Origin of the sequence: Bacillus sp. PAMC28748, assembly GCF_014250415.1 — a bacterium.
Classification (GTDB): domain Bacteria; phylum Bacillota; class Bacilli; order Bacillales; family Bacillaceae; genus Bacillus; species Bacillus licheniformis.
This window is the reverse complement of the sequence record NZ_CP060192.1, coordinates 3,098,618-3,110,722: the sequence shown is the minus strand read 5'-3', so window position 1 is coordinate 3,110,722 and position 12,105 is coordinate 3,098,618. Positions and strand designations below refer to the sequence as shown.

Annotated in this window: 10 protein-coding genes; all 10 read right to left on the bottom strand. The window is 46.6% G+C overall.

The window, feature by feature from the left end; all coding sequences use genetic code 11:
* Position 1 precedes the first annotated feature (1 nt).
* The 10 genes from mutS to rny all read right to left on the bottom strand — a co-directional run bounded on the left by mutS (position 2) and on the right by rny (position 11,908).
* Positions 2-2,611, bottom strand: a complete 2,610-nt coding sequence (gene mutS, locus H7F26_RS15950) for a DNA mismatch repair protein MutS (protein ID WP_011197985.1) — start codon at positions 2,609-2,611, stop codon at positions 2-4.
* Between the two features lie 110 nt (positions 2,612-2,721).
* Complete coding sequence (gene cotE, locus H7F26_RS15945) at positions 2,722-3,270, bottom strand: outer spore coat protein CotE (RefSeq protein WP_003181968.1); 549 nt, start codon at positions 3,268-3,270, stop codon at positions 2,722-2,724.
* A gap of 242 nt (positions 3,271-3,512) precedes the next feature.
* On the bottom strand, positions 3,513-3,944 hold the full coding sequence (locus H7F26_RS15940) for a regulatory iron-sulfur-containing complex subunit RicA (protein ID WP_003181967.1): 432 nt from the start codon (positions 3,942-3,944) through the stop codon (positions 3,513-3,515).
* A gap of 1 nt (position 3,945) precedes the next feature.
* Complete coding sequence (miaB, locus tag H7F26_RS15935) at positions 3,946-5,475, bottom strand: tRNA (N6-isopentenyl adenosine(37)-C2)-methylthiotransferase MiaB (RefSeq protein WP_003181965.1); 1,530 nt, start codon at positions 5,473-5,475, stop codon at positions 3,946-3,948.
* Between the two features lie 143 nt (positions 5,476-5,618).
* Positions 5,619-6,794 (bottom strand): glycine C-acetyltransferase, encoded by a 1,176-nt coding sequence (locus H7F26_RS15930; RefSeq protein ID WP_009328481.1) that lies wholly within the window; start codon positions 6,792-6,794, stop codon positions 5,619-5,621.
* A gap of 15 nt (positions 6,795-6,809) precedes the next feature.
* Positions 6,810-7,853, bottom strand: coding sequence for an L-threonine 3-dehydrogenase (tdh, locus tag H7F26_RS15925; protein ID WP_111304960.1), 1,044 nt, complete (start codon positions 7,851-7,853; stop codon positions 6,810-6,812).
* Between the two features lie 124 nt (positions 7,854-7,977).
* Positions 7,978-8,898 (bottom strand): dipeptidase, encoded by a 921-nt coding sequence (locus H7F26_RS15920; protein ID WP_021837473.1) that lies wholly within the window; start codon positions 8,896-8,898, stop codon positions 7,978-7,980.
* 104 nt (positions 8,899-9,002) lie between these two features.
* Positions 9,003-9,263: a stage V sporulation protein SpoVS gene (gene spoVS, locus H7F26_RS15915; RefSeq protein WP_003181955.1), complete on the bottom strand. Its 261-nt coding sequence runs from the start codon at positions 9,261-9,263 to the stop codon at positions 9,003-9,005.
* A 201-nt stretch (positions 9,264-9,464) separates the two neighbouring features.
* Positions 9,465-10,262, bottom strand: coding sequence for a TIGR00282 family metallophosphoesterase (locus H7F26_RS15910; RefSeq protein WP_003181930.1), 798 nt, complete (start codon positions 10,260-10,262; stop codon positions 9,465-9,467).
* An 86-nt stretch (positions 10,263-10,348) separates the two neighbouring features.
* Entirely contained in the window at positions 10,349-11,908 is a 1,560-nt protein-coding gene (rny, locus tag H7F26_RS15905) for a ribonuclease Y (protein ID WP_003181928.1), read from the bottom strand.
* Positions 11,909-12,105: the final 197 nt, after the last annotated feature.

The following is a 12,105-nucleotide window of genomic DNA, read 5'->3' as shown; positions in this document are numbered from 1 at the left end:
GTTACTTTAATTTTTTTTGCAGCCTGTACAGTTCATTCATGACTTGTATAGGCGTCATATCGAGCAGATCCATCGCTTTAAATTCGGCTAAAACAGCCTGCTCTTTTTTGGAGAGCTTCGTCTCTTTTTCTATTGGCTTGTCCGTCTCAAAAAATGACAGCTGGGCCGGTTGATCTGCAACAGTCGCCGCGGCTTCTTCCGCCGCCTCTTTTACCATATTCGGTGCCGTTGATGGAGCGGCTTCTTTTGCGCCGGATTCAAGTTCTTTCAGGATCGTTTTCGCCCTGCTGATCAAACCGTCGGGCAATTCAGCCAGCTGCGCGACATGGATACCGTAGCTTTTATCTGCTGCTCCTTCTTTTATCTGGTGAAGGAAAACGACCTTTCCTTCGTATTCTTCCGCACGAACGTGGACATTCTTCAAATCGTCCAGCTTTTCTTCAAGGGACGTCAGCTCGTGGTAGTGAGTGGAAAATAAAGTCTTCGCGCCGATGTGCTCGTGAACGTACTCGATGATCGCTTGTGCAAGCGCCATTCCGTCGTAAGTGGACGTACCCCGGCCGATTTCGTCAAATAAAATCAAGCTGTTTTTCGTCGCATGGACGATCGCGTTTTTGGCTTCAAGCATTTCCACCATAAACGTGCTCTGTCCGGATATAAGATCATCCGCTGCGCCAATTCTCGTAAAGATCTGATCAAAGATCGGCAGCACCGCTTTTTTCGCAGGAACAAAGCAGCCGATCTGCGCCAAAATGGAGATCAGCGCCATCTGTCTCATATACGTGCTTTTCCCGGACATATTCGGCCCGGTGATTAAAAGCATCTGCCTGCCTTTGCCCATTTCACAGCTGTTCGGAACGTAAGACTGGCTGTCCATCACCTTTTCTACGACCGGATGCCGTCCGTCGATCACCTGAACGACATCATCGGAAAACTCCGGCTTAACATAGTGCCGGTTTTCGCTGATCGTCGCAAAACATTGGAGCACATCAAGCTCGCTCATCATTTTTGCCAGCTGCTGCAAGCGCGGGATATATTCCTTCACCTTGCTGCGAAGCTCGGAAAACAGCTCATACTCCAGCTCGCAAATATTGTTTTCCGCTTCGAGAATCAGGGCTTCTTTTTCTTTCAGCTCCGGCGTGATGTAGCGTTCTGCATTGGTCAGCGTCTGCTTCCGTTCATAGCGGCCTTCTTCAAGCAGATGGATGTTCGCTTTCGTCACTTCAATATAATAGCCGAACACCTTGTTAAAGCCGACTTTTAAAGAGCGGATTCCCGTGTACTCGCGTTCCTGCTGCTCAAGCCTTGCGATCCAGTCTTTTCCGTTCTTGCTTGCGTCCCTGTATTCATCCAGTTTCGCGTGGTAGCCGTCTTTGATTAAGTTCCCCTCTTTTAATGAAAGAGGCGGATTCTCGTATAGCGCGTCTTCCAAAAGATTCAAAAGATCGCCGCACGGATCGATTTTCTCGGCGCGCGCTTTTGCTTTCGGATGGTCGAGGGAGCCGACAAGCTGTTTGATGGCCGGGACTTGTTTCAGCGATTCCTTCAGCTGGATCAAATCTCTGGCGTTGACGTTGCCGTATGCGACCCTTCCGGCGAGCCGCTCGAGGTCGTATACTTCCTTCAGCCGTTCGCGCAAATCTTCCCGCTCAAACAGATGGGCGATCAGCGTTTCAACGATTTCCTGGCGCTCTTCGATCTGTCCCTTTCTGATCAGCGGCCTGTCGATCCATTGCTTTAACAGCCGCCCTCCCATGGCCGTTTTCGTTTCATCCAAAAGCCAAAGAAGCGAGCCTTTTTTGTTTTTCGAACGGATCGTTTCCGTCAGTTCAAGATTGCGTTTCGAGTACAAATCGATTTTCATCGCTTCTTCGAGCTCGTAGGCCTGAACGTTTTGAAGGTGGTCGAGGCTTCTTTTCTGCGTCCGCTTCAAGTAGACGTAAAGCCTCATAAACGTATCGACAAGCTCTTTGGACCCCAGTCCGTTCACAATGCCAGGCACTTCATCCGCTTGTTCATCCTCGAAAGAGATCGTGGCGCCGCAGCGCTCTTTCAGCATTGCGACGTCTTTCTCGTCAAGGTTGCGGCTGACGACGATTTCCCTTGCTCCGACAGAGTAAATCTCGGAAACGACATCATCAAGCCTTTCGATAGCCGTTACTAAATTCTCGCCCGTCGTCAAATCAGAAAAAGCGAGCCCGTATGTATGCTGAAATTTACTGACAGAGGCGATAAAGTTGTTTTCATTTTCATGAATCCCTTTGCCGTCCATCACGGTGCCGGGTGTGATCAGCTGCACGACTTCCCTTTTGACGACTCCTTTGGCCGATTTAGGGTCCTCCACCTGTTCACAGATCGCGACTTTATAGCCTTTTTTAATGAGCTGTTCGATATACGAAGAGCAGGAATGATAAGGAACCCCGCACATCGGGATTCTTTCGCTTGATCCTCCGTCCCTGCTCGTCAGCGTGATTTCGAGCTCCTGAGACGCCTTTTTTGCATCTTCAAAAAACATCTCATAAAAGTCGCCAAGACGAAAAAATAAAAAGGCATCCTGATACTCTGCCTTAATCTTTAAATATTGCTGTATCATAGGCGTGTAGCCTGCCATATTTAATCCCTCACTATGTATAAACGTTTCTATTGATTCCAACACTCATTATACCATAAAGATTCGTGCTGAAAAAAAAGAAACTAGGGCGGTGTTTCCCTAGCTTCCTTTTATTCTTCTGGATCTCCAACCAAAAACTCGGGATTGATATCCTCAAGTTCTTCATCAAGCTCTTCTTCCCACGCTTCTTCTTCATCGCTTTCCGTCCAATCAGAATTGACCTCTACGACGACCTTCGTCTCGCCGACGACCTCTGCTAAAAATTCTCTTTCCGCCTGTACAACCACTTTGTTTCCGTTCGGAGAAATGGTCACTTCAAGGCAGTTCGGCTGCTGAAGCACTTTCGCAATGACTTCGTGTTCATCATCTAAGTAATTTTTGTCGCGATACCGGAGCTTAATGACATCAACATAGGAAACGCGTTCTGTCACAACTTCGGTTTTGGTGTTGTCCGCATATGAATACCAGACGTTGATATCATATGTCCCTTCAATTTCCACGGTTTTTCCGATTTTTTCAGCGTCATACTTATGATTGATAATCCAACCGCCTAAAATACTGGTTGGCTTTTGCGAAGGGGAGATTGTATGAGTGGACTGGGTGAATTTCCGGCCTTTCGCGACCACCGCTTTAGTGATAATTTCCCTGTATTCAGACATTCGGTCATGCCTCCTTGTTTTTCCTCGTATTATCCTATGCTGGGCATTCGTCTAATGTGCGTTCCTTGAGAAATCAAAATAAATTCCCATATAATGAATCTGTTTAAGTGTATGCAGGTAAAAGGATAAACTTGACTTAAATCAGAAAAGAAAAAGACAGCCGAAAAACGAATCTTTTCAATAAGCCGTCGCGGCGGGAAATTGAATTCAAAAAAAACGGCGCCTTAAAAGGCGCCGCCAAATTATAGAGAACAGCTCGGTGATGAATTTTTCACTTTTGAACCGGTCTCGCCTTTCAGCAGGTCTCCCCCGGTCGATGTGATGATCTCGTTTGTCACTTGGTTTGATATTGTATGCGCGACAAGCTGAAGAAGGTCGTTGACTTCCATTTGGGAGTCTCTGAACTCTTGAATGATCGGAATCTCGTCAAGCTCTTCCTGAAGCGCGTCAATCTTTGCTTCCGTTTGTTTAAGCGCTTCGTGCTTTTCGTAATGTTTAAAGTTGACGGCTTGCTTTTGCAGGGCTTTGATTTGGTTGATTATGCCCGTTATTTTGGCATTCTCATTAATCTGTGCCTCCGCTTTTTTGAAAAAGTCGACTTCTTCCGTTTCTGCAATCATTTTTGCGAGCTCCCGCGCTTTTGCAACAATCTCTTTTTTCGTATAAAGCGTCACTTTACTTCACCTCGATTGCTTCTCCTACCATTTCCCCGTCAAGCGACCAAGTTTTCGCCTGGTGGATTTTCACGTTGACAAGCTGGCCGATCGCTTCTTTTGGTCCTTTGAAGTTGACAAGCTTGTTTTTCCGTGTATAGCCGGCAAGGATATCAGGGTTGTTTTTACTTTCACCCTCTACTAACACTTCGACAACCTGCCCCTCATATTCCTTCATTTTCTTCGCGGAAATTTCGTTGACCACTTCATTTAACCGCTGAAGCCGTTCTTTTTTCACGCGCATCGGAACATTGTCTTTCATTTTGGCAGCAGGCGTTCCTTCGCGAGGCGAGTAGATGAACGTATAGGCGCTGTCAAATTCAACCTCTCTGTATAAAGAGAGCGTTTCTTCAAATTGCTCGTCTGTTTCGTTCGGGAAGCCGACGATAATGTCCGTTGTTAAGGATGCGTTCGGCATCGCTTTTTTAATTTTGGCGACAAGCTCAAGATAGCGCTCCCGGTCGTATTTGCGCGCCATCAGTTTCAAGACATCCGAGCTTCCGGACTGGACAGGCAGATGGATGTGGTCCAGAAGGTTTCCGCCTTTTGCGAGCACCTCGATCAGATGGTCGTCAAAATCGCGCGGATGGCTTGTCGTGAAGCGGATTCGCGGAATGTCGATTTTGCGGAGTTCATCCATCAAGTGGCCGAGTCCGTATTCCATATCCTCAAAATCTTTGCCGTAGGCGTTGACGTTCTGTCCGAGAAGCGTGATTTCTTTGTAGCCTTCAGCCGCAAGCCTTCTCACTTCCTGGATGATGTCTTCAGGACGTCTGCTTCGTTCTTTTCCTCTTGTGTACGGCACGATGCAGTACGTACAGAACTTGTCGCAGCCGTACATGATGTTGACCCAGCCTTTAATTTTGCCGGTGCGGACTTTCGGAAGGTTTTCAATGACATCGCCTTCTTTAGACCACACTTCGATGACCATTTCTTTTGACAGATAAGCCTCTGACAAAAGTTCGGGCAAGCGGTGGATATTGTGTGTACCGAAAATCAGGTCGACGAACGGATGTTTCTTTAAAATCCGGTTGACGACTGATTCTTCCTGGGACATACATCCGCAGACTCCGAGGATCAAATCCGGATTGTCTTTTTTCAAAGCTTTTAAATGGCCGATTTCGCCAAACACTTTGTTTTCCGCGTTTTCCCGGATCGCACACGTGTTGAGCAAAATGACGTTTGCATCTTCCGTCGAGTCGGTCGGTTCATAGCCGAGCGCCATGAAAATCCCTGCCATCACTTCGGTATCGTGCTCATTCATCTGGCAGCCGTACGTGCGGATGTAAAACTTCCGTCCTTCGCCCATGCCTCTGAACTGCTCTGAGATTTTAAAATCGTTATGGTATTTAACCTCTTCTTTGCCGCGTTTTTTCGCATCTTTTAATGAAGGCGGAACATAAACAGCTTCGAAGTACTTGCTGTAATCCTTCTCGGATTTTTTGTCCGATGGATTGACCTGTCCGCTTTCAATGCGCTGTTTCTCATTCATGTTTTTGATCTCCTTTCAAACAAAGCTCCACTCTTCAGTATAAAGGTTCTCGGTTGTCAGCACAACCCAGAACCCATCATTGTACACTAACTGAAAATGATTATCAATGGTTATTTGCTTTGTTCAAAAAGAAATCGATGAGTTTAAAGCAGACCCGCTTTTTTAGCGCCGGTTTGAATGATTTCAAGCGCTTTATCGAGCTCTTCTTTCGAATGCTGGGCGGTCATGATCGTTCTGATCCGCGCTTTGCCTTTCGGGACGGTCGGAAATACAATGGCCTGGGCAAATAAACCGAGCTCAAAAAGCGTGTTTGAGAAGCGGCATGCCGCAGCTTCATCACCGATCAAAATCGGCGTAATCGGCGTTTCGCTCTTAATCAGCGGAAGGCCGATTTTTTCAAGCTCTTTTTTGAAGTACGCGGTATTGTCCCAAAGCTTTTTAATCAATGAAGGTTCCTCCATCAGCACATTGACCGCTTCAATGCATGCCGCAGTGACGGCCGGCGGATGGGAAGTACTGAAGAGAAACGGTCTTCCTTTATGCTTTAAGTAGTCGATCAGCACCTTGGATCCGGCCGCATAGCCTCCTAATACGCCGATCGCCTTGCTGAGTGTGCCGACTTGAATGTGAACCTTCCCGTCCAGCCCGAAATGGTGAACCGTTCCGCGCCCGTTTTCGCCGAGAACGCCGGACGCGTGCGCGTCGTCGACCATGACAAATGCGTCATACTGTTCAGCGAGCCGGACGATTTCGGGCAGCGGCGCGATGTCTCCGTCCATCGAAAACACGCCGTCTGTAACGATAAGGCGCATTCTGTAGTTCATCGACTTTTTCAAAATCTTTTCTAAATCTTCCATGTCCGCATGCTGATATACTTTTTTGCCCGCTTTGGTGAGTCTGATGCCGTCAATGATGGAAGCATGGTTTAATTCGTCTGAGATAACAAGATCATCTTTGGTGAGAATGCTTGAAAGAATGCCTTGATTTGCGGTAAATCCGGACTGGAATACGAGTGCCGCTTCAGTGTTTTTAAATGAAGCAAGCTTCTTTTCGAGCTCATCATGCATGGTGAATGTTCCGGCTATTGTACGGACCGATCCGGTTCCAGCTCCGTACCGTTTGACCGCCTCTTCGGCCGCTTTTTGGAGGCGCGGATGAGACGTCAGCCCGAGATAGTTATTGGATGAAAGCTGTATAATGTCTTTTCCTTTCATTTTGACGGTTGATCCTTGCATTGATTCGATGATCGGCAGCTCTTGAAAAGTTCCGTTTTCTTTCATTGTATTAAGCTCGGAAGCTAAAAAATTGAATTCTTTCATATTAATCTCTCCTTTCTACGGTATCAGTACGACTTTGCCGCATTGCCCTTTTCTCATCAGTTCAAAGCCTTTTTCAAACTCTTCCATCGGGAAACGGTGAGTGATGACAGGCTTGATTTGAATCGTGCCGGATTGGAGGAGACCGCTGACCTGTCTCCACGTTTCAAACATTTTGCGGCCGGTAATTCCTTGGACCGTCAATCCTTTAAAGACGATATCATTTGTCATGTCGATGCATACGGGATGCTCAGGCAAGCTTAAGACATGAACCCGTCCTCCGTTTGCCGCCATTTTTAAACTTTGGCGGATTGCCGTCGGATGGCCTGACATTTCGCAAACCAAGTCCGCCCCTTCACCATTTGTTAAAGCGCTTACATTTTTGAGCGGATCTTCTTTTTCAACGGAGATGATATCGGTTGCCCTCATTTGCAATGCAAGGTCGAGCCTGTATTCATTTTTATCGATGGCGATCACCTGCGCCGCCCCAGACGCTTTTGCAACTGCCACGGCCATCAGTCCGATCGGTCCGCAGCCGACGACAGCGACTTTCACTCCAGCCGTCATTCCCGTCAGAACCGTATGCACGGCATTTCCGAGCGGTTCTTGAATAGAAGCGAGATCCTCAGGCATGCCGGCCGGGTTTTTCCAAATGTTTGCGGCGGGCATTTTGACATATTCAGCAAAACAGCCGTCTGTATCGACACCGAGAATCAGCGTTTTTTTGCAGACATGCTCTTTTCCGGTCAAACACGGCAGGCACTTTCCGCAAACGATGTGCGTTTCTGCCGAAACATACTCCCCTTCTTTTACCGTAGTCACATTTTCCCCCACTTGAACAACTTCGCCGGAAAATTCGTGGCCGAACACATAAGGCGGTTTAACCCTGCTTTTCGCCCATTCATCCCAATTATAAATATGGACATCGGTTCCGCAAATCGATGCGGCTTTGACTTTGATCAGGACCTCGTGTTTGTCGATCTTCGGAATCGGGACGAGCTCGAAGCTGGCGCCCGGCTCCCCCGGCTTCTTGATAAGCGCTTTCATATTTCCGTCCAAGATGAACAGACCCCCTTTGTAAAATCGCTTTACAAAAGGATTGTAGCACGATAATCAGTCTTGGTAAACACCAGTGTCCTTCTGGAGAAAACAGATGAACACCCTCTGAAAAATGTATGATATTTTTTTAAAATGGGATGCGGCTGATGAAATTTTGAAAGAGAAATCCGTCGACTTGACTTGGTGTATATGAGCGCTGCAGCGCTTCGATCAGATTCCCGTAATCTTTGTGGGCTTCAAGATTCGGAATGACACGGTCGATGCCGTCAAAATCAGACCCGAATCCGATATGCCGCTCGCCTCCTAAAGAGCAGACATGGTCAATATGCGAGAGGATATCTTTGATCACAGGCGTTTTTCCGTTTCTCACGAATTCAGGGACAAATGTCAAGCCGATGACGCCGTTCTTATCAATAAGCGCTTTGATTTGATCGTCTTTTAAATTTCTCGGATGAGGGCAAAGGCTGTGGGCATTCGAATGAGAGGCGATCGGATACGCCGCCGTTTCAATCGCACCCCAAAAGCTTTTTTCGGATAAATGGGAGAGATCTGTCCATGCCCGGTTTTTGTTCGCCTTGCGAATCAGCCTTTCCCCGTAAGAAGTCAAGCCGGCGTTTCTTTCTTCTAAAGCGCCGTCTGCGAACGTATTGGCCCAGTTCCATGTCAGGCCGAAACTTCTGACTCCGAGCTGAAAAAAGATGTCAAACAGCCTTAAGTTTTTTGCGATCGGCTCACAGCCTTCCATCGTTAAAATGATGCCGGTTTCATCGCTTTTGAGCTTGTCGATATCGGCTTTATTTTTGATCAGTTTGATCCGCTTGTACTTTGCAATTTTTTCGTGAAACAGCTGGATCTGCACAAGCGCCATTTCAAGCCTTATTGTGTCTGGCACGGTTTCAGGCAGAAAAATCGCCAGACACTGCACTTTCGCCTTTCCGTTTAAAAGCGCTTGGACCGGCGTTTGAAGCGACGGGTCGCTGTATTCATTGAGCTTCGGATTTTTCCAGAGCTTCAGCAGCAAATCAGAGTGGGCATCAAAAATCTTCATGTTCATCCTCTCCCGGCTGATTTTTCAAAAACGGACAAACCAAAAACAACCCGCTTACGTAAAAGTAAGCAGGTTGAAGCATTTGAAAAAGAGTGATCTTTCTATCAGCGAGGCTCTACGATTAGCTTAATCGCTGTTCGTTCTTCACCGTCAATTTGAATGTCCGTAAACGCCGGAATGCAAATCAGATCGACTCCGCTCGGCGCTACAAATCCCCGTGCAATCGCTACCGCTTTAACAGCCTGATTTAATGCCCCAGCTCCGATTGCTTGAATTTCTGCAGCCCCTCGTTCCCTCAAGACTCCTGCGAGCGCACCTGCGACCGAGTTTGGATTTGATTTTGCTGAAACCTTTAATATTTCCATTCCTGCTCCCCCTTAAGTTTACAATGGATAAGTGAGTGTTCATTAGAACAATCATTATTAGATGTTGCTATTTTCAAAGCCATCCCCTTTTAATTGCTTTTCAAAAATAGCAGGGTACCTTCCATTTTTACTATATTCACGATAGGACCGGGATATTCCTGCTTTCCTTTTAATATTTTTCTAAAATGATTTTCTGTTTAGTTATTCAAAAAACATGTGGTCGTCATTAATTAATATCCGGTCAATTTTAACGGCTTTCTTGCTCTGTTCGTCGATGTCGATGACAACTCCGCTCAGAGTTGTGCGGCCTTCGGCAATCTCAAAACGGACGGGCAGGCTCGTTTTAAAACGCTTGATAATCGTCTCGCGGTCGACGCCGAGAATACCGTCGTAAGGCCCAGTCATCCCCACGTCTGTTATATATGCCGTGCCTTTCGGAAGAATGCGGTTGTCCGCTGTCTGAACATGCGTGTGCGTTCCGACAACCGCTGAAACGCGGCCGTCCGTATACCAGCCGATCGCCTGCTTTTCGCTTGTCGCTTCGGCATGAAAATCGATAAAGATGAACGGCGTTCTTTTTGACGCTTCTTCTATTAATTCATCAGCTTTTCGAAATGGGCAATCGATCGCAGGCAGAAAAGTGCGGCCTTGCAAATTGATCACAGCCAGTTCCTTCGAACCGTTTGTTTTTATGTATGTGATGCCTTTTCCAGGCGTGCCTTCGGGAAAATTGGCGGGTCTGACGATCTGCGGCGCATCATCAATAAAATCAAATATTTCCCTTTTATCCCATGTGTGGTTTCCCATCGTGAGAACGTCGGCTCCAGCTTGAATGAGCTGGTGATATATTTTTTCGGTAATGCCTTTTCCGTGTGCGGCGTTTTCTCCGTTGACGATGACGGCATTCGGTTTATATTTGAGCTTCAGCTTCGGCAAATAGGTTTTGATCATGTCTCTGCCGGGCGAACCGACGACATCTCCAATAAATAAAATTCTCATAATTTGACCCTTTCTTTTTTTAAATAGGTTTTAATTATAGTGTTACACAAGGAAACAAAAAAATAAAGTGGCGCATTCGCACCACTTTATTTTGCGTATTCAACGGCTCTCGTTTCCCTGATTACGGTTACCTTGATGTGTCCAGGGTAGTCAAGCTCGTCCTCAATTCGTTTTCGAATATCACGCGCCAAACGATGGGCTTCAAGATCATTGATTGAGTCAGGTTTGACCATGATCCGCACCTCTCGTCCCGCTTGTATCGCGAATGATTTTTCAACACCTTCGTATGATTCGGAGATTTCTTCCAGTTTTTCAAGCCTGCGAATATAGTTTTCGAGCGTTTCGCTTCTTGCGCCTGGTCTTGCGGCAGACAGCGCATCGGCTGCGGCCACGAGCACGGCGATGATGGAAGTCGGCTCCTGATCTCCGTGGTGAGATGCGATACTGTTGATGACAACTGGATGCTCTTTATACTTGGTGGCCAGTTCCACACCGATTTCAACGTGGCTTCCTTCCACCTCATGGTCAATCGCTTTCCCGATATCATGAAGAAGTCCTGCCCTTTTTGCGAGCGTTACGTCTTCTCCGAGCTCTGAAGCCATCAAGCCTGTCAGAAACGCCACTTCCATTGAATGTTTCAGTACATTCTGTCCGTAGCTCGTTCTGAACTTCAAGCGGCCGAGGATTTTGATTAAATCGGGATGAAGACCGTGAACTCCAACTTCAAACGTCGTCTGTTCACCCATTTCGCGGATGTAATCATCCACTTCACGGCGGGATTTCTCAACCATTTCTTCGATTCTGGCAGGATGAATGCGGCCATCCTGAACGAGTTTATCAAGAGCGATCCTGGCTGTTTCACGCCTGATCGGATCAAATCCTGAAAGGATAACGGCTTCCGGCGTATCGTCGATGATCAGATCGATCCCCGTCAATGTTTCCAATGTACGGATATTACGTCCTTCACGTCCGATAATGCGGCCTTTCATCTCATCATTTGGAAGGTTGACAACTGAAACCGTTGTCTCGGCCACATGATCTGCCGCACAGCGCTGTAAAGCCAATGAAAGAATATTTTTCGCCTTTTTATCAGCCTCTTCTTTCGCTCGATTTTCACTTTCTTTCATCATGATCGCGATGTCATGGGAAAGCTCGTTTTCAACCCGTTCCAGAATGATTTGCTTCGCTTCATCTCGCGTCAGACTTGAAATACGCTCCAACTCTGACTGCTGCATACGAATCATTTCATCCACTTTGCTTTCCATCTCTTCAATATGTTGTTGTCGTTCATTCAGAGAATGATCTTTCTTCTCCAACATCGCTTCCCGTTTATCTAATGATTCATCTTTTCGGTCAAGGTTCTCTTCCTTTTGAAGTAAACGGTTTTCTTGTTTTTGAAGCTCATTTCGTCTTTCACGAACTTCTTGTTCAGCTTCTATCCGAAGCGTATGAATCTCGTCCTTTGCTTCAAGAAGGGCTTCTTTTTTCAACGCTTCAGCATCCCGCTTTGCGTCTCCAAGAATTTGTTCGGCTGCATTTCGCGCACCTGAAATTTTTGCTTCGGCAATGATTTTACGAACATAGTAGCCAACAACTAAACAGAATAGGCTCAGCAAAATGGAGATGAGAATTGCTAAAGGACTCATAACTTTCACCTCCTCTTGCTATGAACTTGTCTTGCTAAAAGTAAGTGTCGGCATGTACATTGTACTTCTTCTCAACATACAGAACCTTCACAGGGAGTGAAGCGGATTCACAGCCCTTGTCAAGTTTAAATGTTTATCAATCATGTTAAGAAAAACAAGTGATACAATTTCATTGTAATTGTGTGGGAAATACTTGT

Excerpts from the sequence above, each read along its gene's own strand:
- mutS (WP_011197985.1), bottom strand. The coding sequence starts at position 2,611 with ATGGCAGGCTACACGCCTATGATACAGCAATATTTAAAGATTAAGGCA.
- cotE (WP_003181968.1), bottom strand. The coding sequence starts at position 3,270 with ATGTCTGAATACAGGGAAATTATCACTAAAGCGGTGGTCGCGAAAGGC.
- miaB (WP_003181965.1), bottom strand. The coding sequence starts at position 5,475 with ATGAATGAGAAACAGCGCATTGAAAGCGGACAGGTCAATCCATCGGAC.
- H7F26_RS15930 (WP_009328481.1), bottom strand. The coding sequence starts at position 6,794 with ATGAAAGAATTCAATTTTTTAGCTTCCGAGCTTAATACAATGAAAGAA.
- H7F26_RS15920 (WP_021837473.1), bottom strand. The coding sequence starts at position 8,898 with ATGAAGATTTTTGATGCCCACTCTGATTTGCTGCTGAAGCTCTGGAAA.
- spoVS (WP_003181955.1), bottom strand. The coding sequence starts at position 9,263 with ATGGAAATATTAAAGGTTTCAGCAAAATCAAATCCAAACTCGGTCGCA.
- H7F26_RS15910 (WP_003181930.1), bottom strand. The coding sequence starts at position 10,262 with ATGAGAATTTTATTTATTGGAGATGTCGTCGGTTCGCCCGGCAGAGAC.
- rny (WP_003181928.1), bottom strand. The coding sequence starts at position 11,908 with ATGAGTCCTTTAGCAATTCTCATCTCCATTTTGCTGAGCCTATTCTGT.